This is a genomic window from Gordonia terrae (assembly GCF_051789125.1).
In the GTDB taxonomy this organism is placed as follows: domain Bacteria; phylum Actinomycetota; class Actinomycetes; order Mycobacteriales; family Mycobacteriaceae; genus Gordonia; species Gordonia terrae_A.
In genome coordinates this window covers 522,106-543,149 of the sequence record NZ_CP196526.1, presented here as the reverse complement: position 1 = coordinate 543,149, position 21,044 = coordinate 522,106, and the positions used below count along the sequence as shown (strand labels likewise).

Sequence of the window (21,044 nt, the reverse complement as noted above, 5' to 3'; positions counted from 1 at the left end):
CGATCAGCGGGGAGGTGACAGCAACCCGGAACAAAACGGACCCGGGTATCATTTACCGATCATGAAGAACATCGGTTTCCTGTCGTTTGGCCACTGGTCGGACGCGTACGGTTCTGCGGTCCGCACCGGCGCGGACACGTTGCTGCAGTCGATCGACCTCGCGGTCGCGGCCGAGGAGCTCGGTGCCGACGGCGCCTACTTCCGTGTCCACCACTTCGCGCGTCAGCTCGCCTCGCCGTTCCCTCTGCTGGCGGCGATCGGCGCGAAGACCAGTCTGATCGAGATCGGTACCGGCGTCATCGACATGCGTTATGAGAACCCGCTGTACATGGCCGAGGATGCCGGGTCCGCCGATCTGATCTCGGAGGGCAGGCTCCAGCTCGGCATCAGCCGGGGATCGCCCGAGCAGGTCATCGACGGCTACAAGTATTTCGGGTACGTCCCGCAGGAAGGCTCGACCGACGCCGACATGGCGCGCCAGCACACCGAGGTGTTCCTGCGGGTCATCGAAGGTGGCGGCTTCGCCACGCCCAACCCCCGCCCGATGTTCCCCAATCCCCCGGGCCTGCTGCCCATCGAGCCGCAGTCACCCGGTCTGCGTGACCGGATCTGGTGGGGTGCCGGTTCGCGGGCAACCGCGGAGTGGACGGCGCAACAGGGCATGAACCTCATGAGTTCGACGCTGCTGACCGAGGACACCGGCGTGCCCTTCCATCAGCTGCAGGCCGAACAGATTCAGCGGTTCCGCAAGGCGTGGGCCGATGCCGGGCATCCGCGTGAGCCTCGGGTCTCGGTCAGCCGCAGCATCTTCGCGATCGTCGACGACCGCGATCGCGCCTACTTCGGGCGCGGCGGTTCGGAATCGGATCAGGTGGGTGTCATCGACAACACCACTGCCCGGTTCGGCCGCAGCTACGCCGACGAGCCGGACAAGTTGATCGAGCAGCTGCGCGAGGACGAAGCGATCGCCGCCGCCGACACCCTGCTGCTCACCGTTCCCAATCAGCTGGGCGTCGACTACAACGCGCATGTCCTGGAGTCGATCCTCACCCACGTGGCACCCGCCCTCGGGTGGCGATGACGGCGCGCGCACGAAACCGCCACATCGAGACGACCGGCTGATCTAACGTCACCGGGGTGTCCGGTGTCGTCGGCCGGCATCAGCACAGGCCCCGACTCTCTCGACCCCCGCGAACGGAGCAAGCCGCATGTCCGAAGTCATCGTCGTCGCCACCATCTCGCCCAAGCCCGGCGAGGAGCAGGCGGTTCGTGACGCCGTGCTCACCGCGATCCCGCAGGTCCATGCCGAGCCGGGTTGCGTCAAGTACGCGCTGAACGAGGCCACCGGCGACTCGACCGACCTCGTGATGATCGAGCGCTGGGAGTCGATGGAGGCCCTGGCCACCCACGGCGGTGCCCCGGCACTCACCGAACTCGGCAAGGCGATCGGCGGCCTGCTGGCCGGACCCCTCGACGTGAAGACCTTCACCCCGGTTCCCGCCGGCGACGCCGACAAGGGCGCCATCTGACGCACGCCGAACTCCTCGCCCGGACCGTCTGGGCGAGGACTTCGTCGTGCCCGAATTCTTTCCACCTGGTTGATTCCTCGCACACGAGCGTGCTACACCGGTATAACGATCGTTAGATAAAGTGATGCGCGCCATGCCGCGCGTCGATCCGACGTACGCCACGCCCGAGAGGAACCCCTCATGCCCGAAGCCGTCATCGTCGACGTCGTCCGCCTCGCCTCCGGAAAGGGCAAACCCGGCGGCGCGCTGTCGGAGACCAAGCCCGTCGAGTTGCTCGCTTCCGTCCTGCGGTCGCTGGTCGAGCGCAACGACATCGATCCGGCGATCGTCGACGACGTCATCGGCGGTTGCGTCGGCCAGGCCGGCGAACAGGCACTCAACATCTCGCGGACGGCGTTGCTGTCGGCCGGCTTCCCGGAATCGGTGCCCGCCACGACCGTCGACCGCCAGTGCGGTTCGAGCCAGCAGGCCGCCCACTTCGCCGCGCAGGGCATCATCGCCGGCGCCTACGACGTGGTGATCGCCGCCGGGGTCGAGTCGATGAGTCGCGTCCCCATGGGCTTCACCACCGCCGGCCGCAGCCCGTATGGGCCGAGCATCGCCGCCCGCTACCCCGACGGCCTCGTCGGCCAGGGCATCTCGGCGGAGCTGGTCGCAGCGAAGTGGAAGTTCGACCGCGATGCGCTCGACGCGTTCGCCGCGCAGTCCCATCAGCGGGCCGCGGCGGCGGCCGCCGACGGCTTCTTCGACCGGGAGATCCTGCCCATCGAGGTCGCCGACGCCGATGGTAAGACCTTCACCCACTCGGCCGACGAGACCGTCCGCGCGTCCACCACGCCCGAGGGCCTGTCGGGCCTCAAGCCGTCGTTCTACACCGAGGACTTCGCCCAGCGGTTCCCGGAGATCAACTGGCACATCACGCCCGGCAACTCGTCGCCGCTCACCGACGGCGCATCGGGCGCCCTCATCATGAGCGACACCATGGCCTCCAAGCTCGGCCTCACCCCGCGAGCACGGTTCCACTCGTTCTCCGTGGCCGGCGACGACCCGATCTTCATGCTGACCGCCCCGATCCCCGCCACGCACAAGATCCTCGAACGTTCGGGGCTGTCCATCGACGATCTCGACGCCTACGAGGTCAACGAGGCCTTCGCGTCGGTGCCGATGGCCTGGGCACACGAGTTCGGCGCCGATCCCGCCAAGCTGAACCCGCGCGGTGGTGCCATCGCGCTGGGCCACGCACTCGGATCGTCGGGCACCCGCCTGCTCGGAACGCTGGTCAACCATCTCGAGGCCACCGGCGGGCGCTACGGCCTACAGACAATGTGCGAGGGCGCGGGTATGGCCAACGCCACCATCATCGAACGTGTCTGACGCGGCCAAGACGGCTCCCGCGCGGAAGCTCACGATCGACACCGAGGGCCTGGACTGGCGGCGGCGCGAGCCCGTGCCGCTGCCGGCCACCCTCGTCGCGGCCAAACACGCCTTCTACGAACGCGGTTACCACGGCACCTCGATCCGCGACATCGCCTCGCGCGCCGGGGTTTCGCTGCCGACGCTGTACTACCACCACGACAACAAGCTCGGCATCCTCGTCGAGCTGCTCGAGGCGGCGATGACGTCGGTGCTGGCGTGGGTGGGCGCGGCCATCGAATCGGGCCGCACGCCGAGCGAGCAGTTGTCCAATGCCATCGAGTCGATCGTCCTGCACATGACCAGCGACCTCGAACTCGCCAGCGTGGCAAGCGAATTCCGCCATCTGGATGTCGAGGACCCGCGCCGCGAACCCTATGTCGCGATGCGGACCGAGACCGAGGACCTGCTCGCCGACGTCATCGCGCGCGGCGTCGAGTCGGGCGAGTTCCACTTCGAGGAGGACATCAAGGATGTCCTCCGGTATCTCTTCGGCGCGTGCCAGGCGGTCACCACCTGGTATCGACCGTCGGGTGCTCGCACACCCGCCGAGGTCGCCGCGTCGTACGCGCTGATCTCCCTGCGCGTCGTGGGCGCGCGGGACTCCACCGAGAACGACAACTGACCGACCTGCACCTTCCACACCACCGACTCTCTGCACCACCGGGACAGACTCACGAAAGGCAAAGCCCATGAAACGCACCATCTTCGAAGCCGAGCACGAGGCCTTGCGGGACACCGCGCGCCAGTTCCTGCAGCGTGAATGCGCCCCGTACACCGAGGAGTGGACGCGCGCCGGTCAGGTCGACCGCGACGCGTTCAAGAAGGCCGGCGAGGCCGGTCTCCTCGGCTTCAACATCCCCGAGGAGTTCGGCGGCGGCGGCGCGATGGACGACTTCCGGTTCAACGCGGTCGTGGTCGAGGAATTCGCCAAGTTCGACGGCGCCGCTCCCGGCCTGAGCCTGCAGAACGACGTCGTCGCACCGTATTTCGTGCACCTGGCCAACGACGAGCAGAAGAAGCGCTGGATGCCGGGCATCGCCACCGGTGAGACCATCCTGGCCGTCGCCATGACCGAGCCGGGCGCCGGTTCGGACCTGGCCGGCATCAAGACGTCGGCGAAGCTCGAGGGCGATCACTACGTCCTCAACGGCAACAAGACCTTCATCTCCTCCGGCATCAACTCCGACCTCGTCGTCGTGGTGTGCCGCACCAACCCGGACCCCGAGGCCGGCCACAAGGCGTTCTCGCTCCTCGTCGTCGAGCGCGGCATGGAGGGCTTCGAGCGCGGCCGCAAGCTCGACAAGATGGGCCTCAAGGCGCAGGACACCGCCGAGCTGCACTTCAACGACGTGCGCGTGCCGGTCGAGAACCTGCTCGGCCAGGAGGGCATGGGCTTCTACCACCTCATGCAGAACCTGCCGTCGGAGCGTCTGTCGATCGGTATCGGTGCCATCGCCGGTGCCCGTGCGATCTTCGACGAGACGCTGCAGTACACCAAGGACCGCAAGGCTTTCGGTCGTCCGATCGGCACCTTCCAGGCCAACCGCTTCACTCTCGCCGAGATGGCCACCGAGCTCGACATCGCCGAGGTCTACATCGACCGCTGCCTCCAGGGCGTTCTCGACGGCGAGCTGAACGCCGTGGACGCCTCCAAGAACAAGTGGTGGTGTACCGAGTTGGCCAAGCGCGTCATCGACAGCTGCCTGCAGCTGCACGGCGGCTACGGCTACATGAACGAGTACCGGGTCGCCCGCGCGTACACCGATGCGCGTATCCAGACGATCTTCGGCGGCACCACCGAGATCATGAAGGACATCGTCGGCAAGAGCCTGGGCGTCTGACCACCAGCGCCTGAGACAGCCGGACGACAGCCCGGGGCGAGCATTTCGCCCCGGGCTGTCGGCGTCCGGCGGTCAACCCCGGCCGTCGCTCGCGGTCTGGAGATGCTCGACGACCCGCTGCACCGCCGAGCGTGACCGTGGCCGGGACAGCGCCTCGTAGACGCGTGCGGCGCGAACACCCTTGATCACCAACCGTTTCACCCCGGGGTGGCGTACCGCGAACCTCGGCATCAGTGCGATCCCGTGACCGCCGGCCACGAGCGCTTCGATGGTGGTGAAGTCCAGCATCCGCTGGGTGACCCGGGGTGCGACGCCCGTCACCGCCGAGATCGACTGCAGCACATCGTCGACGGGGAATCCGCCCTCGACACTGATCCAGTCGTGTTCGGCCAGCTCGGTCACCGCGACCTCGTCGCGGGTCGCCAGTTCGTTGTCGTCGGCGACGATGACGTCGACGGGTTCGCGCATCAGCTCGGTCACCCGCACGCGCGGCACATTGACCGCCGGGGTGCGCTCGTCCCGATGCGTGACGACGACGTCGAAATCGGCGAGAGCCGGTGCGGCGTCGTGATATCCGACGTCCAGATGCACCGCGTGTACGTCGATGCCCGACTCGGCCGCCATGTCCAGGACCGACGGCAACAGCAGTGTCGACCCCGACGGGAACATCGCCAGCCGCACCCGCGCCTTGCCGGACCGATACGACGACATCTCCTCGTGCGCGCGATCCACCGCAGCGATGACATCGTCGGCCCGCAACACGAGTGCGCGTCCCGCCTCGGTCAGCCGGATTCGACGCCCGTCCGGCTCGAACAGTGCGACACCCGCCTCGTCGGCCAACACCTTCAGTTGCTGCGACACCGCCGACGGTGTCATGTGCATCGCGTCGGCGACCGCCCCGATGGACTCGCGATCGGCGAACTCACGCAGCAGCCTCAGGCGACGGACCTCCATGCAGCAACGGTACTCATCGAATCCCGATACCAACGGAGGTGTCGCAGACTCCGTGACGACGCCCTCGAGCGACTCAGTGACGCGGCCCTCAGGCCACCATCACCGGCCGGTGTCGAACCTCGTGACGGTAGATCACGCAACCGAACAGCGCCGATTGGATGATGTCATCGGCGAGATAGCTGTCCACGTCGAGGGGTTCGCTGATCGTGCCTTCGTCGATGTAGGTGCTCACCACGGGCGCCAGGGATTCGGCCGTCAGTCGGTAGACCTCTCCGCCGATGTCGGTGATGACCACGGACCCCACGCCGTCCCATTCGTCGATCCGCGCCCAGTGTCGGACACCGCAGCCCTCGACCGCCTCGATCAGGAGCCGCTGGACATAGGGCAGCACGTCTCCACGCCGACTCGCCCGGACGGTCGACAAGGCGGCGCGGTACGACATCCCATGGGTATGCGCGAACGTACGCGCAATGCGTTCCTCGGCCGCTCCCGCGGTGGGGATGGCTGCTGGTAGTTATCGCGGTGCCGATCGTCGGAACGGTGACGTGGCTGATCTTCGGCCGTCCCCGTGCTCGGCGTGCGAGCAGAGCTCGACGTGACCGTGGTGAGCGTCTCCCGTCGCGGGCGGTGGTATCAGAATTTCCGGAGTATGACCGGCCGGGCCGGTTTGTTCCGCAGGACCCGGCCGCTGATGCCGAGTTCTTGCGGCAGTGCCGCCAGCGCGGAAGAGCAACGTCGCGAGGCTGAGATGCAGCGCCGACGCCGCCACACCTGACCCCTCTTTGTTTGTGGAGCGGCGCTGGGTCTCGGTGGTGGTCTAGGTGATGCGACGCAGCGTGCTCGGAATCGGTCTGACAACTCTCGCGTCGTTGATGATTGCATGCGGCGGCAGCGAGGAAGCGACCGGTGGAGGTGCCGCTGAGTCGAACGCCGGCAACGCTACTGACAGTCGGTGTGCTGACGCCAGGCTCGCTGCCGATAAGTCCGCGGAAGACTACAGGCTCGCACGACTCAAGTACTTGCAAGCCGAACCGGTGTACTCGCCGTTCACCCCGGCCCAGCGTGCGGCAGCCGAGTTCACTCTGCATCGCAGATTCGTCGAAGTAACCCCGGCGGGGGCACAAGCCAAATTCGCGGGCGAAGTTTGCTCCGACCTCGCTTGGCTAGGAATTATACCTTCGCCTCAAATGGCCACTGCTGCACTGGGTTGGGGCTACACCAACTGCGCCACCACTGTGTAAATGCAGTTCATGATCAAGGCGCCGGCACGGTCGGAGTTGGCCACGAGATACCCTCGCTGTTCGGCAGGTCCGCGTCTGTCAGTTGTCCTGAGAGTCCATGCACGTTTTGAGGCGGCGCAACCCGTCTCGGATGCGCGATTTGGTGGTGGGTAGCGGTGTTGCGGTGCGCTGCGCCACTTCGGGATAACTGAGGCCGGCAAAGTACGACATCTCGATGCTGCCTCGCTGCAGATCGGTGAGTTGCCCCAAGCACGTGTGCAGGGTGTTTCTCTGCGCCGCCTGCACAACCACTTCCAGCGGAATGTTGCTCGGAACTTCGGGCTCGGCATTGCGCACGCCGTATTCGGAGATTCGTTCGGTCTGCATACCCTCGGTGCGGACGCGATCCACCGCCCTGCGATGGGCGATCGTCATCATCCAGGTGATCACCGACCCACGAGCCGGGTCGTAGTCCCCCGCGTGCACCCAGTACTGCAGATACGCTTCTTGCACGATTTCTTCGGCGTATTGACGGTCGCGCACCACCCGTACAGCAAGGCCGTAGATGCGTGAGCTCGTCAGATCGTAGAGGCGGGTGAATGCCGCCCGATCCTGCGCAGCCACCGAGGCGACGAGCTCACGCAGCAGTTGTGACTCGCTGTCGCCGCCGTCAGGGCTCCTGCTGGTTTCCACTGATCCCACTCTCAACCGGTCGCCACCGAGCCGGTGGACGGGTTCGTGCCGGCACTGGCCTCGTTCACGGTGCCGACCGACAACACCCTCGATCTGGGCGCCATGTCAACGGCAACACATTCGCAACGACATACGGGCGGGGTCCTCGAACACCATCCATGTTCCTCTCGACAGCGCGGCGGTCGGACATTAGTTCGTTCGACCCGCGGCAGTTCGTTACAACTCACGGCCAGGTGTAGCGCAACGCAGATGCCCGTCGATGGCACAGTCACATCTCGGCCCCTGGTGGGGTCGGTGCTGGGCCGCGTCGGCGCCACGTCCCGATCCATTGATCTACTGTCGTATTTAGGATCGTTAATTGAGGAAACGTGTCGTGACCAGAGAGGGTGTGTTGTGGGAAGAATTGCTCGCGTCGAGTGGGTTGACGATCTCGATGGCAAGCCGGTCGATGCTGATGAATGTCAGCGGGTGGAATTCGAAGTCAAGTTTCCCGGGCGGAGGGGAATCCGGTATGTGCTTGATCTGCGCCCGTCGAACGTGGCGAAGTTTGAAAAAGACCTCGGAAAGTACCTGGAAAAAGCTGCCCCGGTCCGTGCCGCGAGTTCAGCGTCGGGTCGGGTGTTGCCTGCATCGGCGACCGCCGCTGAGCGGACACGATTCATTCGAGAATGGGCCCTGCAGAACGGCTACGAGGTGTCCACGCGAGGGCGTATCCCACAGGCGATTATCGATGCGTTCAACGAACGCCAGTAGCGCTGAACGGCGTCGGACTACGTTGGCTTGCCTGCAGGCGTGTCAGGTCTGAACGAGGCAAGCCCGAGGCCCTGATATCCGGCGACGAGTCGGCGATACTGACGGCGATTGCGGGCCAGCGGCGTGTCTGTGACCCATGTCGGGAGGCATCGGTAGGCGATACGAAGCATCTGGACCACCACCGCAAACTCGACGTCATGGCGACGGGTCCACATCATCGGCATGAGTGCGCGGACACCGGGATGCATGATGCCGAACCCAAGCACTTCGGCGAGGTGGCCACCGATGGGGCGGATCAGTCGCCACAATGGATCGAGGACCGCAGGCAGAAAGGGCGGACGGGGTAGCCGCCGCAGTCGGGCGCATGCATCCAATGTGGTCTGAGTGACTTCCAGCTTTTCCGCCACCATGAAGTCGTAGTAGGCCTGAACCTCACCAAAGTCCTGAAGAAGCCGAGCTTTACCCGGAAGCTGGAGCCCCTCACCCTTCTGGCGGAAGTAGTCCCATATAGCCTGATCCTCTTCAGCGCTTGGCTTTGCTCTGGTCACGGCGATGTAGGTCCCGCGATAAACGAAGAACGTGCTGTACAGAATCCAATTCCAGTTCTCAGGTTTGAGAGCGCTATAGCGTAGACCGTCGGGGCCGACGCCCTTGACGTCGCGATGCAGACTGATCAGTCGGTCCATCTCGCGTCGCTGCTCGGCTTCCTCGCCGAGAAATACGAGCTGGTCGGAGGCGGCACTGCGCATCCCCCGCCCCCAGGTGTCGTCTCGGATCCGCCCGGTTTCGACCAGAGCAGCCGAGACCTCCGGTAGCAGCGTCTGATCGAACAACCCCGCGGCGAACAGCGCAACAAAAACCGTGCCGGCTACCTCGTTCATGCGCTCGACGACGGCAGGCACGTCTTCGTTCTGCCCGCTCAGAAGCGCCGAGTCAGTAGGCACGCGCACTGGACAGCTCACGATCTGGCCCCTTCCGCAAGTTCCGTGCCGGATGGCACCAGAATCTCTGGTGTCAGAGTGCACCAGATGACTCCCAGGGTCAAGAGAATGCGCCACAATGTCCCTGTGAGCACTTCGAAACGCAGCTATGGGGGCGAGAGCGAGGGACAACGTCGAGCTCGTCGGCGCGCAATGCTCTTCGAGGCCACGCTTGACCTGCTCAATGAGGGAGGCGCGGCCGCGGTGACTAAGCGATCGGTGTGTGGCCGGGCTCGCCTGAACGACCGCTACTTCTACGAGCACTTCGACGACCGAGACGCCTTGCTCACTCAGCTCGCCGACGACACCACCGCAGCGTTCCTGGATGTCCTCGTCAGAGCCGCAATGGCGCCGGCGCCTGGTCTTCGTCACCAAATCCGGGCGGCTGTTGCCGCAGGGATCGATTTCCTCCGTATCGATCCTCGCCGAGCTGCGCTCTTGCTGAACGCGCCAACGTCAACCGTCCTCCAGCAGGCTCGGACCGCAAGCGTCCGCGCCATCGCGACGGTCATGGCAGAAATGATCCGGAAGCTGCTCGGCGCAGATGCGCCACCCACACCCGACGCCGAGATGGCCGCATTCGCAATAGTTGCCGGCGCAATCGAACTTTCGGGTGGGTGGTTCCGCGGCGAACTCGAGACCGATCTCGACCATCTCTCCGAGATCATCACCGCCACGCTTCAGAGCAGTATCGACCTCACTGCCAGCCTCGCGGCTCAGGCCCGCCCTTGAACGTCTAGACGAACCGTTCCACCGAGTTCGACTCCCGCCGCGGCGAACAGCTGCGCATGTGGGCGCTCTACGCCTGGTCATGCTCGTTCCCATTCCGTGCGACGCCCGCGTCGATTGCCGCACTGAATTCGTGACCGGCCAGATCGCGCAGATCCTGGGGACCTTGCCCGTCAGCGCCTCGTAGACAACGCGGGTGCCTCGCCGGCTCGGGTGGCTGTGCGCACAGCACTGACAGCAGGATACAGATCCATCCCCCGAGGTGAGTCCGGAATGTCTGGCCCTCTTGCGCCGTTGTGGGAGGCATGGCATCACAAGACATCACCCTGGAGACCTTCGAGGACACCATCGCCTCGGACGGCATCGTCCTGCTCGACTTCTGGGCCGGCTGGTGCGGTCCGTGCCGACAGTTCGCACCGGTTTTCGAGAAGGCCTCCGAAGCCCATTCGGACATCACCTTCGGCAAGATCGACACCGAGGCCGAGCAGCAGCTCGCAGGCAGCCTCGGCATCCGTTCGATCCCGACCCTCATGGCGTTCCGCGACGGCATCCTGGTCTTCAACCAGCCCGGCGCTCTTCCCGCCGCCCAGCTCGAGGAGCTCATCGGCGCGGTCGAGGGTCTCGACATGGAGGACGTTCGCGCGAAGGTCGCCGCCGCGCAGGAGTGACCCCGGCAACATTCAGCAAAACTGAATAGTCCATCCGTCTAAATTCGATTGTTCTTCACTTCGCACGCGCTGACGATGGGTTCATGTCCACTCGTGATCGGTTACTCGCGCTGTTCGTCGTCTTCCTCTGGGGATTGAACTTCATCGCGATCCGACTCGGGTTGGACCACTTCCCGCCGTTCTTCCTCGCCGCCCTGCGGTTCGCCGTCATGGCGATACCCGTGATGGTGTTCGTGCGGTTTCCGAAGGTCCGCGTGAAGTGGTTCTTGTTGTATGCCACCGGTTTCGGGACGGTGCAGTTCATGATGCTGTTCCTCGCGATGGAACTGGGCATGCCCACCGGGCTCGCGTCCCTGGTGTTGCAGACATCCGCCCCGTTCACCGTGGTGCTCGGTGTGTTGTTCCTGCGCGAGCGCATGACCGCCGGCCAGGTGATCGGCCTTGTCATCGCCCTCGGGGGAATGGTGCTCATCGCAGTCGATCGGGTGCACGGCACCGACCTCGGCGTCGCCGCCCTGCTCCCGATCGGCCTCACCGTTCTCGGTGGACTCAGCTGGGCCGCCGGCAACATCGGCGGACGTCTGGCACGCCCGGACGATTCCTTGCGGATGACACTCTGGATGGCCGTCGTCGCCACTCCCCCGCTCTACCTGGCCAGCCTCGTCATCGAGGGACCCGCCGCCGGTTTCGAGTCCCTGACCACCCTGAACACCGAGACCGGGCTGCTCGCACTCGGTGGACTCGCCTACCTCGCGATCTTCGGCACCGTGATCGGGGCGGGCCTCTGGACGACGCTCCTCGGACGCAACGACGCGAGCCGTGTGTCGCCGATGTCCCTGCTCGTGCCGGTGGTCGGCATCTCGGCGGCCTTCGTGTTCCTCGGCGAGGTCCCGACCGTCGGTGAGATAGTCGGTGCCGTCATCGTGGTCGCCGGATGCGCTGCCGGGGTGATGGCCCGACCGAGATCGTCCGCGCGGCGTCGATCGCCGGTCTCCGCGCAGACGACGAACGTCTCGACAGCCGACGCCCAACCCGAGCCGGTGTGCGCCGCGAACGGGGTCCGCTCAGGCGCCTGAGGTCGGACCGCCCTGCGGGACTGCCTTCATCGCCTCACGGACCGCCACGCACATACGGTCGACCGCGGCGCGCGCCCCGGGACTGATGAGCGTCATGTTGACGAAGGCGTGGATCATCGACCCCTCGCGCCGCACCGTGACTGGTACCCCGGCCTCTTCGAGCCGCCGCGCATAGGCGAGACCTTCGTCACGCAGCGGATCGAACCCCGCGACGACGACGTGTGCCGGTGGGAGACCACTCAGGTCGTCGGCGAGCAGCGGCGAACAGCGGGGGTCCTTGCGTTGCGCAGCATCCGGCACGTAACGGTCGGAGAACCATCCGATGCCGGCCGCGGTGAGGAAGTACCCGGTCGCGAACTCTCGCCTCGACGGGGTGTCGGCCGACTGGTCGGTCACCGGGTAGATGAGGAGCTGGAATGCCGGGGTCACCGACTCTCCGCGAACCTGGAGGGAGACCACGGTGGCGAGGTTGCCACCGGCACTGTCACCCGCGACGACGATGCGCTGCGGATCGAGACCCCATCGCGGGGCGACGTCGACGGCGAAGCGCCATGCCGCGACCGCGTCCTCGACAGCCGCGGGGAAGGGATTCTCGGGGGCGAGACGGTACTCGACAGACAGGACGTCGAGCCCCGTGCCGTGCGCGAGACGTCGAACGAAGGCGTCGTGACTGATCCGGCTGCCGGTGACGAAGCCACCCCCGTGGAAGTAGAGAAGCAGCCCCGACGACTCGGTCGACGAGCGGTAGCGCGTCGCCGGGATCGGTCCGCCCGGGCCGTCGATGACGAGGTCCTCCTCGACCGCCAGCGGCGGCAGGACCTCGGCCATGGAGACGCCGCTTTCGTCGGTCTGCAACCGGGACTGCGCCACCTCGCCCTGGAACGGATTGAGCCCGGGGACGTTGTCGTTCGCCCAGCCGATCGCCGCGAGTTCGGGTGCCACTCGCTCGCCGTCGGAGTTGACCGGAGCGCGGCGGCCAAGAACGGCCAGGACTCCCTCGGGGATCCTCGCAGTGGCGAGCAACACCCCGCGCTGGATTCGGGCGGGCAAGGACAGGCGCATGTAGGTGTCGCGGCTCACAGCCGCAGAGCCTACGCGTCGCAGACGAGCGGCACGACCATCCTCGCCGGAACAGCCTGTGACACACTCGTGCGCATGCCCGACCGAGTCTCTTCCACCGGTTCCGCAACCCGCAGCAACGCACGAGTTCCCGCCCGGACGTCCGTGGCACTGGGCGCTGCGGCCGCCGCCCGCTGGGCGTCACGGACCGCGGGCCGGGGCAAGGGGTCGATGATCGGCGGGTTGGTCGCCGCCAAGATCGATCCTCAGATCATGCGGCGCCTCGCCGCAGGCAAGCGGACCGCGATCGTCACCGGAACCAACGGTAAATCGACGACCACGCGGATGACCGCCGCCGCGATGGCCGAGTTGGGCGATGTCGCCACCCAGGCCGACGGCGCCAACATGGACGCCGGCATCATCGCGACACTCACCCTCAGCCGTACCGCTCCGTTCTGTGCGCTGGAGGTCGACGAACTGCACGTCCCCCATGTCAGTGACGCCGTCGACCCCGAGGTCCTGGTCCTGCTGAACCTGTCCCGCGACCAGCTCGACCGTGTCGGTGAGATCAACATGATCGAGCGCCGCCTCCGCGAGGGCATCGCGCGTCACCCCGAGACGACCGTCGTCGCCAACTGCGACGACGTTCTCGTCACCTCCGCCGCCTTCGACGCGCCGAACGTCGTCTGGGTCGCGGCAGGGGCCGGCTGGGTCGGCGACTCCGTCAGCTGCCCCCGCACCGGGGAGCCGATCATCCGCACCGACGCAGGCTGGCAGTCCACCGGTGACGAGAACTTCCGGCGCCCCGATCCGCAGTGGTGGTTCGACGACGAGAACATCTACGGCCCGGGCGGATTCAGCGCGCCGCTGAAACTCGCCGTCCCGGGTAAGGCCAACCGCGGCAACGCGACCCAGGCGGTGGCCGCGGCCGTCGCGATGGGCGCCGATCCGGCGGCCGCAGTGGCCGCGGTCGGCACGGTCGGCGAGGTCGCCGGCCGGTACGGCATCCATCAGATCGGAAATCACTCGGTCCGAACACTTCTCGCCAAGAACCCGGCCGGATGGCAAGAGGCGCTGTCGATGATCGACCAGGACGCCGACGGACTGGTCATCGCGGTCAACGGTCAGGTCCCCGACGGTGAGGACCTGTCGTGGCTGTGGGATGTGCGGTTCGAGGCGTTCGAGACCATGCAGGTGGTCGCGGCAGGCGAACGGGCCGCCGATCTCTCGGTCCGATTGCTGTATGCGGGTGCAGAACACACCACCATCCCCGATCCCATGGCGGCCATCGCCTCCTGTCCGCCCGGACGTGTCGAGGTGTTGGCCAACTACACCGCGTTCCGCGACCTCGGAATCGCACTGGAACGCGCCGCACGTTCGCGAAAGGCGGAGCAGTGAGCGAATCGACCCTGCGCATCGGCCTCGTCCTCCCCGACGTGATGGGCACCTACGGTGACGGCGGCAACGCCCTCGTCCTCAAACGGCGGGCACTCATGCGCGGCATCGACGCCGAGGTCATCCACATCACGCTCGACGACGCGGTCCCCGACTCGCTCGATGTCTACACCCTCGGCGGCGCCGAGGATTACGCCCAGCGACTCGCGACCCGGCACCTCACCCGCTACCCCGGACTGCAGAAGGCGGCCGCCGCCGGACGCCCGGTGCTGGCGATCTGCGCCGCCATCCAGGTGCTCGGCCACTGGTACGAGACGTCTGCGGGCGAACGCGTCGACGGGATCTCGCTGTTCGACCTCACGACGGCGCCGCAGACCAAGCGCAGCATCGGCGAACTGCTCGTCGAACCGTCGCTGCCCGGGTTGACCCAGACTCTCACCGGTTTCGAGAACCACCGCGGCGGAACAACTCTCGGCCCCGACGCCGCGCCGCTGGGCCGCGTGCGCCACGGCGTGGGCAACGGTGTGGGCGACGGCACCGAGGGTGTGGTCCAGGGCAGCGTCCTCGGTACCTACATGCACGGTCCCGCGCTGGCGCGCAACCCCGAGCTCGCCGACCACCTTCTCGCCACCGCGGTGGGCGTGGAAACCCTTGCACCACTGGAACTCCCCGAGGTCGACCGGTTGCGCAAGGAGCGTCTCGCGGCGGGTCGCCGCCGGTAATCCTCCCCCTCCCCGAGGCGAGCAGCGTCAGTGCCCACTCGTTCCCGCTCACCGGATCCGTTACCGCTCACCGAAATCTGGTGAGCGGGAGCGGAATCAGTGAGCGGCAGTGCAGGGTCAGGTAGAGCTCACCCACCCTGGATCCCCGCCGATGTTGCTGCGGCGGTGAGGACGTCGACGACCATCGGTATCGTCAATCTCCCGGTGAAGGTGTTCTGCTGACTGACGTGATAGCACCCGAACACCTCGAGCTCGGTGCCGTCGCGGACGAGTGTCGTCGAGACCCCGTGGCCGAACTTCGGCAGCGGTTTCGGCACGGTCCATCCCAGCTTCGCGAACGTCCGCAGCGTCGACTGCCAGCCGAATCCACCGAGGGTGACCACCGACCGGACGGTCGGCGCGAGCAACTCGAGTTCGGCGTGCAGCCAGAACGAACATGTGTCCCGTTCCTCGACGGTCGGCTTGTTCTGGGGCGGCGCGCAGTGGACCGGCGCGGTGATACGGGTGTCGAAGAGTTCCAGGCCGTCGCCGATGGCGACCGAATGCGGCTGATTCGCCAGGCCGGCCAGGTGGAGTGCGGCAAACAGCACGTCACCGCTGCGGTCACCGGTGAACATCCGGCCGGTGCGATTACCGCCGTGCGCCGCCGGTGCGAGACCCACGATGAGCAGTCGCGCGTCCGCCGGGCCGATACCGGCCACCGGTCGGCCCCAGTACTCCTCGTCGGCGAAGGCACGACGCTTCTCGACGGCGACGAGTTCGCGCCAGGCGACCAGCCGCGGGCAGGCGCGACAGTCGATCAGATGCGCGTCCAGCTCCGCGAGGTCGCGGAAGCGTCGTCGGGTGCCCATCCCCCGACACTAACCGCCGTTCAGGCAGCCGCTGATCCGGGCCGAGCGCTCCTAGGCCAGCTCGTCGAGCACGATGCACCGGTCTCGCGTGCCGTCGACCGCGAACCAGCCCGCTTCGAACTGTTGCCATCCCTCGAGATGCTCCCGTTCGCCCTCACCGTCACGGGCGACGGTCCGCGCGAGCCGGTCGGCGGCGGTCCCCCCGTCGAGCCAGAGTGCGTGTCCCAGGCGGTCGGCGATCCGGCGCCGCGCCGAGGACACTCCCTCGATGATCAACAGCGGTTGCCATTCGATCCACACGCGGGGTCCGGGCGTGGGGGTGCCGTCGCGCCACACGCGCGGCCGGTAGCGGTAGTCGCGTCGTCGCCCGAAGGGATGCAGCACATCCGACTCGAGTTCGGGCCACCATCCGACGGGGTCGTCCCACGTGGCGAAATCGTCTGTGCGCACGAGGGTCACGCCGACGCCCCGGGCGCGCAGTTCGGCGACGAGCAGATCGGCAACCGTCGACTTGCCCGCACCCGACGGCCCGTCGATCGCCACGATGCCTGCGTCCAGACGATCCGCGAGCTCGGTGAGCCGCGTGCGGATCTCCGACGTCACGACACCGGGCGTGGTCACCACGCGGATGCGCCCGCGTTCATACTCGGCATGCGGGTGAGCGGTGCGGTGATCGGCGCCTGCTCGACGCGGGTGACCCCGGTGCGCCCGGTCCGCAGATACTCGACGATCGCAGCCTCGAGCGGCGCGTTCGCCCGGCCCAGCTGGGCGTGATCGCCGCCCCCGACCGTGATGAGGTGACTACCCATCTGCTGCCGCATCACCAGCGATCCCCGATACGGGGTCTGCGGGTCACCGATGCTCTGGATCTGCAAGGGCCGCACCGCGAGTCCACGGTTACCGATGTCCACCGGCCGGGTCAGTGCCGGCGCGCCGGCGCAGGCGATGCCCGACCGGTAGGCGAGACCGGGTGCGTCGAACGGGTCGCCCGTGACGTAGTTGGCGATGAACGCCTCGAAGCCCAGCGACGGCTGGGCGGGCACCCGGTTCTCGTTGCACAACACCGCGGCCTGCATGTCCTGCGAGACCTGGGCCGCCGCGAGTGCCTCGGGTGAAGGTTTCGGCAGCTTGCGGCCGGGGTCGGCCGTCATCAACGCGATGGTGGGCCACGAGTTGCGGTCGGGAGCGAACGCCCGGGTGAGCGCAAGCAGCGTCGACGTCAGCTGCAACGAGCCGGGCCGCAGCAGCGTGGCCACGAAGTTCTCGAATCTGGCGCGGGCATCCGCGGTCAGGTCGGTGCCGGCGATGTACTGCCTGGCGAACGCCCGCAGGCCTGGCGGGACGTCGCCGACCTGCGCGGGCGGGCCCAGCAGCGACGGCGGAACCCCCGCCTCGGCACTGACCCGGTCGCTCCACTCGCGGTAGACGGCCAGCGGCGTCTTCCCCAGGTGATACACGGAATCGTGGCGTGCGATCCACGCCATCATCTCGTGCACCCGGGTTTTGTAACCGGGCGTCTGCGCGGCGAGCAGGCTGTTCCAAACCAGACCCGGATCGAATCCGGAGTCGAGCACCATACGGTCGACGCGCTGCGGGAACAGCGTCGCGTAGGTCGACATCAGCAACGTGCCGTAGGAGATGCCGTAGAGGCTGACCTTCTGCTCCCCGAGGAGCCGGCGGACGACCTCCATGTCTCGGGCGGTGTTCTCGGTGGTCAGCGACGCGCCCAGCCCGGGGGTCCGTCGCTCGCACCGATCGCGGTTGACCTTCCCCAGCGCCGTCATCAGTTCCGGCTCGTCGCCGGTGATCGGGTCGCACCGCAGTGCGGTACCCGAGACGAGTCCGCGCGGCTGCACCGCGACCAGGTCCCATTCGTCGAGCATCGCCGCGGGCGGGCGGACCTGGCTGAACATCGCGATGCCGTCGCCGCCCGGACCGCCGGGGTTGCCCATGATCACGCCGCGGCGCCGGGACTGATCGCGCGCGGCCATGCGGCTGACACCGATCTCGATCGTCTTGCCGTCGGGCTTGCTGTAGTCCAGTGGGACTTCGACGGTCGCGCAGCGGACCTCGGGCGCCACGCCGTGCACCGCCGGACACGCGGTCCACTCCAGGTCGTCGGGTGCAGCGCCCGCGGACGGCGCGAGAGCACCCGTCCCCGTACCCACCAGGGCCGCGACGGTCACCGCCGCCAGACCTGCAGCCACACCCCGGATACGACGGCGCCCCCGCTTCAGCGAAATCACCACCTGACAGTAGCCGTCCGGTTTGCCGGGCTCACGTCGGGCGCGAACCTCAGGCCAGGATGCGACGCCCCGACAGTGCTCGGCCGAGGGTCAATTCGTCGGCGAACTCCAGGTCGCCACCCATCGGCAGCCCCGACGCCAGACGGGTCACCGACAATCCGGGGAAGTCCTTCAGCATCCGCTGGAGATACGTGGCGGTCGCCTCACCCTCGGTGTTCGGGTCGGTCGCGACGATCACCTCGGAGACATCGACGCCATCCGCCTGATTGGCCAGGCGCCGCAACAACTCTCGTATGCGCAACTGGTCGGGGCCGATACCCGACAACGGGTCCAGCGCACCGCCCAGCACGTGATAGCGACCGGTGAACTCCTTGGTCCGCTCGATCGCGTGGACGTCCTTGGGCTCTTCGACGACGCAGATCTTCGTCGCGTCCCGGCGCGAGTCGGAGCAGATGCGGCACAACCGATTCGCCGAGACATTGCCGCATTCGGCGCAGAACACGACGTCGTCGCGCACCCGACCGAGAGCCGCGATCAACCGGTCGATGTCGGGCTTCTCCCCGGCGAGCAGATGGAACGCGATCCGCTGCGCACCCTTCGGACCGAGACCGGGCTGTTTGGCCAGCTCGTCGATCAGGTCCTGGATCGGTCCTTCATACATGGAGTGCCTGGATCTCTACTCGTCGCTCGGGAGGTGGCGCGCGCAGCGCGTCAGCCGCCGAGCCCGGGGATGCCGCCGCCGAGTCCGCCGGCCAGCGGGCCCATCTTCTCGCTCGCGAGCTGCTCGCGCTTCTCCGAGAGGTCGGCGAGGGCGCCGAGCAACAGGTCCTGCAGGGTGTCGACGTCATCGGGGTCGACGACCTTGGGATCGATGGACACCGCGGTCACCTCGCCGGTGCCGTTGCCGGTCACGGTGACCAGGCCGTTGCCCGCAGTTCCGACGACCTCCGCCGCGGCGATCTCGTTCTGCGCGGACAGGAGCTTCTCCTGCATCTGCTGCGCCTGGGCCAGCAGGCCTGCCATGGGGTTCTCTCCACCCTGGCCGCCGCCGAACAGTGCGCTGGGATCGAATGGTTGCGTCACCCGGTCCAGGGTAGTCGCAGCGTCAGCGCAGCAACCGATCGACATGCGCGGCGATGTCCTCGACGGTCGACTCGTCGGACGGGCTGATCTCGAACGACAGCACCTCGTCGCCGAACAACCTGCCGGCCCGCGGGGTCAGCGCGAACTCGAAACGGTCGTCGACCCGACGCCACTGCGTGATCCCGCTGTACACGGGGGCGCTGGCGCCGGTGGTGACGCAGTACTCGTCGGCACGCGGGCCACCGGTCAGGTCTCGCTGGATCTGGAAACACGCCAGCGACTCGTCGTCGATGAAGACCACGGCTTCGCAGCCCAGGTCGGTATGCCGCTCATACGACGCTCGGATGGTCATGCGGCCAGCGTAGATCGTCGCGGGTCAGGCAGGGTGCCGGTCGAACACCGTCCGCCGGCTCTCGAAGCGGCGTTCCTCACCGGTGAGCGGGTCGTCGAACTCCAGGACATGCGCGATCAGCCGCAGCGGCGCCGAGAAGTCGCCGCGGTCGGGACGCTCGGCGAGTTCGGGCCGCACGTCGGGATAGAGCGGGTCGTCGACGATGGGCACGCCGATCGACGCCATGTGCAGGCGCAACTGATGCGTCCGGCCGGTCTGGGGTCGTAACCGATAGACGCCCTGTCCGGCGATCTGGTCGAGAAGGGTGATCTCGCTGACGGCGTTCACCGGTCCCTCGACCACCCGGGCGCGCAGGTCGCCCGCGGTCTTCTCGATCCGGTCGCGGACGGTGACCGGGTCGGCGAGGGTCTCGTCGACGGGTGCCAGCGCGCGATACTCCTTGCGCGCGATCCGTGCCGCGAACAGTTCCTGGTAGGACGCCCGTACCTGGGGACGCAGGGTGAACAGCAACACCCCCGCCGTCAACCGATCGAGCCGATGCGCAGGCGAGACGGTGTCGGAGCCCAGCTCCCGGCGCAGCCGCACCAGCGCGGTCTGGGTGACGTGCCGGCCGCGCGGCATCGTCGCGAGGAAGTGCGGCTTGTCGACGACGACGATGTTCTCGTCGCGGTACAGCACCGGGAGGTCGAACGGGATCGTGACCTCGTCGGGCAGATCCCGGTACAGATACAGCGAGATGTTCACCCGCGACGGCGCGTCGAGCTCGACGGGCCGGCCGTCGGCATCGACGATGTCGCCGGCCGCGGCGCGAAGGTCGAGGTCGCGCCGTGTCAGACCCGCCAGACTCGACGACGCCAGCAGCGCCTCGCCGACCGTCAGCTCGGGCCCGGACCGCAACACCACGCGCGTCGCGTCCACGCCGTCCCGGATCGGGAGCGGCGAGGGCCGGGCGCGGCCGCGGCGGCGTCGGACATGATCCGAGCGCCCCGCATCGTCCATCGGTCCGGCCGGGACGCGTCAGCCCTCGATGCGCTTCTTCAGGTTGCCGAGCACCTCGGCCTGGATGCGCTGCAAGCCCTTCGGCGCGAACGTCTTCTCGAAGAAGCCGCCGACGCCGCCGGCGCCCTTCCAGGTGGTGGTGGTCGTGACGCGCGAGCCGCTGCCCGCCGCGGCGACGCGATACGTGGTCACCATCGTGGAGTTGGCGTCGCGCTCGGTCACGGTGTCCGGGGTGACGCTGACGGTCGCCTGTACGTCACGCTGACGCTTCGACGTCGCCTGCAGAATCCAATGCACGACGGTGCCGTCGCCCTTGCCGCCGCTGATGACCTTGTAGTCGCGGTACTGCTCGGGCAGGATCGCCGGCCGCGTGGTCTCGTAATCGGAGAGGGCAGCGACGACGGCATCCGGTGCGGCGGCGATGTCGATCGACTGCGAAGCGGAAACCTGACCCACGATGGACACTCCTCGGGACGAA

At 67.3% G+C, this 21,044-nt stretch carries 25 protein-coding genes; 12 read left to right on the top strand and 13 right to left on the bottom strand.

The features are described from left to right. Positions 1–61 precede the first annotated feature (61 nt). The 5 genes from ACSUZC_RS02445 (at position 62) to ACSUZC_RS02425 (ending at position 4,786) form a co-directional block, all read left to right on the top strand. Positions 62–1,081, top strand: coding sequence for an LLM class flavin-dependent oxidoreductase (locus ACSUZC_RS02445; protein WP_439031351.1), 1,020 nt, complete (start codon positions 62–64; stop codon positions 1,079–1,081). Between the two features lie 127 nt (positions 1,082–1,208). Further along, positions 1,209–1,529, top strand: a complete 321-nt coding sequence (locus ACSUZC_RS02440) for a putative quinol monooxygenase (RefSeq protein ID WP_439031350.1) — start codon at positions 1,209–1,211, stop codon at positions 1,527–1,529. A gap of 180 nt (positions 1,530–1,709) precedes the next feature. Beyond that, a complete protein-coding gene (locus ACSUZC_RS02435) occupies positions 1,710–2,903 on the top strand; it encodes a thiolase family protein (protein ID WP_439031349.1) in 1,194 nt (397 codons plus the stop codon). Then, positions 2,896–3,567 carry a TetR/AcrR family transcriptional regulator gene (locus ACSUZC_RS02430; RefSeq protein WP_439031348.1) on the top strand — a complete coding sequence of 224 codons (672 nt, stop codon included), beginning with the start codon at positions 2,896–2,898 and terminating at the stop codon, positions 3,565–3,567. The genes ACSUZC_RS02435 and ACSUZC_RS02430 overlap by 8 nt, the downstream gene beginning before the upstream one ends. A 67-nt stretch (positions 3,568–3,634) precedes the next feature. Next, positions 3,635–4,786: an acyl-CoA dehydrogenase family protein gene (locus ACSUZC_RS02425; protein ID WP_439031347.1), complete on the top strand. Its 1,152-nt coding sequence runs from the start codon at positions 3,635–3,637 to the stop codon at positions 4,784–4,786. A 72-nt stretch (positions 4,787–4,858) separates the two neighbouring features. On the opposite strand, the gene ACSUZC_RS02420 is transcribed toward ACSUZC_RS02425, so the two are convergent. Continuing rightward, positions 4,859–5,740 carry a LysR family transcriptional regulator gene (locus ACSUZC_RS02420; RefSeq protein ID WP_388056279.1) on the bottom strand — a complete coding sequence of 294 codons (882 nt, stop codon included), beginning with the start codon at positions 5,738–5,740 and terminating at the stop codon, positions 4,859–4,861. Positions 5,741–5,828: 88 nt separating this feature from the next. Beyond that, the gene (locus ACSUZC_RS02415) at positions 5,829–6,182 is read right to left on the bottom strand and encodes a hypothetical protein (RefSeq protein WP_439031346.1); all 354 of its coding nucleotides are present in this window, start codon (positions 6,180–6,182) and stop codon (positions 5,829–5,831) included. Positions 6,183–6,244: 62 nt separating this feature from the next. On the opposite strand from ACSUZC_RS02415, the gene ACSUZC_RS02410 reads away from it, so the two are divergent. Beyond that, positions 6,245–6,487, top strand: coding sequence for a hypothetical protein (locus tag ACSUZC_RS02410; RefSeq protein WP_439032966.1), 243 nt, complete (start codon positions 6,245–6,247; stop codon positions 6,485–6,487). A 572-nt stretch (positions 6,488–7,059) separates the two neighbouring features. On the opposite strand, the gene ACSUZC_RS02405 is transcribed toward ACSUZC_RS02410, so the two are convergent. After that, positions 7,060–7,662: a sigma-70 family RNA polymerase sigma factor gene (locus ACSUZC_RS02405; RefSeq protein ID WP_439031345.1), complete on the bottom strand. Its 603-nt coding sequence runs from the start codon at positions 7,660–7,662 to the stop codon at positions 7,060–7,062. Positions 7,663–8,046: 384 nt separating this feature from the next. Here ACSUZC_RS02405 and ACSUZC_RS02400 point away from each other — a divergent pair, with 384 nt between their 5' ends. Next, a complete protein-coding gene (locus ACSUZC_RS02400; protein ID WP_439031344.1) occupies positions 8,047–8,406 on the top strand; it encodes a histone-like nucleoid-structuring protein Lsr2 in 360 nt (119 codons plus the stop codon). A gap of 17 nt (positions 8,407–8,423) precedes the next feature. Here the strand turns inward: ACSUZC_RS02400 and ACSUZC_RS02395 are convergent, their stop codons facing one another. Next, complete coding sequence (locus tag ACSUZC_RS02395; RefSeq protein ID WP_439031343.1) at positions 8,424–9,308, bottom strand: oxygenase MpaB family protein; 885 nt, start codon at positions 9,306–9,308, stop codon at positions 8,424–8,426. Between the two features lie 231 nt (positions 9,309–9,539). On the opposite strand from ACSUZC_RS02395, the gene ACSUZC_RS02390 reads away from it, so the two are divergent. From ACSUZC_RS02390 to ACSUZC_RS02380, 3 genes are all read left to right on the top strand, one after another. After that, positions 9,540–10,118 carry a TetR/AcrR family transcriptional regulator gene (locus ACSUZC_RS02390; protein ID WP_439031342.1) on the top strand — a complete coding sequence of 193 codons (579 nt, stop codon included), beginning with the start codon at positions 9,540–9,542 and terminating at the stop codon, positions 10,116–10,118. Positions 10,119–10,420: 302 nt separating this feature from the next. After that, complete coding sequence (gene trxA, locus ACSUZC_RS02385) at positions 10,421–10,783, top strand: thioredoxin (protein ID WP_238422822.1); 363 nt, start codon at positions 10,421–10,423, stop codon at positions 10,781–10,783. An 83-nt stretch (positions 10,784–10,866) separates the two neighbouring features. After that, a complete protein-coding gene (locus tag ACSUZC_RS02380; RefSeq protein ID WP_439031341.1) occupies positions 10,867–11,859 on the top strand; it encodes an EamA family transporter in 993 nt (330 codons plus the stop codon). Here ACSUZC_RS02380 and ACSUZC_RS02375 read toward each other — a convergent pair. After that, positions 11,848–12,939: an alpha/beta hydrolase gene (locus ACSUZC_RS02375; protein WP_439031340.1), complete on the bottom strand. Its 1,092-nt coding sequence runs from the start codon at positions 12,937–12,939 to the stop codon at positions 11,848–11,850. The genes ACSUZC_RS02380 and ACSUZC_RS02375 overlap by 12 nt on opposite strands. Positions 12,940–13,014: 75 nt before the next feature. Here ACSUZC_RS02375 and ACSUZC_RS02370 point away from each other — a divergent pair, with 75 nt between their 5' ends. Both ACSUZC_RS02370 and ACSUZC_RS02365 read left to right on the top strand, forming a co-directional pair. Continuing rightward, entirely contained in the window at positions 13,015–14,316 is a 1,302-nt protein-coding gene (locus ACSUZC_RS02370; RefSeq protein ID WP_439031339.1) for a MurT ligase domain-containing protein, read from the top strand. Continuing rightward, positions 14,313–15,035 (top strand): type 1 glutamine amidotransferase, encoded by a 723-nt coding sequence (locus tag ACSUZC_RS02365; RefSeq protein WP_439031338.1) that lies wholly within the window; start codon positions 14,313–14,315, stop codon positions 15,033–15,035. The genes ACSUZC_RS02370 and ACSUZC_RS02365 overlap by 4 nt, the downstream gene beginning before the upstream one ends. Before the next feature lie 128 nt (positions 15,036–15,163). On the opposite strand, the gene ACSUZC_RS02360 is transcribed toward ACSUZC_RS02365, so the two are convergent. Genes ACSUZC_RS02360 through ACSUZC_RS02325 form a run of 8 tightly spaced genes read right to left on the bottom strand, consistent with a single transcriptional unit; the run spans position 15,164 to position 21,022 of the window. Continuing rightward, entirely contained in the window at positions 15,164–15,886 is a 723-nt protein-coding gene (locus ACSUZC_RS02360) for a uracil-DNA glycosylase (protein WP_439031337.1), read from the bottom strand. Positions 15,887–15,937: 51 nt separating this feature from the next. Then, positions 15,938–16,489 (bottom strand): uridine kinase family protein, encoded by a 552-nt coding sequence (locus ACSUZC_RS02355; RefSeq protein ID WP_439032965.1) that lies wholly within the window; start codon positions 16,487–16,489, stop codon positions 15,938–15,940. Positions 16,490–16,503: 14 nt separating this feature from the next. Beyond that, entirely contained in the window at positions 16,504–18,135 is a 1,632-nt protein-coding gene (locus tag ACSUZC_RS02350) for an alpha/beta fold hydrolase (RefSeq protein ID WP_439031336.1), read from the bottom strand. A 46-nt stretch (positions 18,136–18,181) separates the two neighbouring features. Beyond that, complete coding sequence (gene recR / locus ACSUZC_RS02345) at positions 18,182–18,793, bottom strand: recombination mediator RecR (protein WP_439031335.1); 612 nt, start codon at positions 18,791–18,793, stop codon at positions 18,182–18,184. Between the two features lie 50 nt (positions 18,794–18,843). Then, complete coding sequence (locus tag ACSUZC_RS02340; RefSeq protein WP_439031334.1) at positions 18,844–19,260, bottom strand: YbaB/EbfC family nucleoid-associated protein; 417 nt, start codon at positions 19,258–19,260, stop codon at positions 18,844–18,846. After that, complete coding sequence (locus ACSUZC_RS02335) at positions 19,238–19,567, bottom strand: hypothetical protein (RefSeq protein WP_439031333.1); 330 nt, start codon at positions 19,565–19,567, stop codon at positions 19,238–19,240. Before ACSUZC_RS02335 ends, ACSUZC_RS02340 begins: the two co-directional genes overlap by 23 nt. A 24-nt stretch (positions 19,568–19,591) precedes the next feature. Next, positions 19,592–20,566, bottom strand: a complete 975-nt coding sequence (locus tag ACSUZC_RS02330) for a pseudouridine synthase (protein WP_439031332.1) — start codon at positions 20,564–20,566, stop codon at positions 19,592–19,594. Between the two features lie 18 nt (positions 20,567–20,584). After that, positions 20,585–21,022 (bottom strand): SRPBCC family protein, encoded by a 438-nt coding sequence (locus ACSUZC_RS02325; protein WP_439031331.1) that lies wholly within the window; start codon positions 21,020–21,022, stop codon positions 20,585–20,587. Between the last annotated feature and the right edge of the window lie 22 nt (positions 21,023–21,044).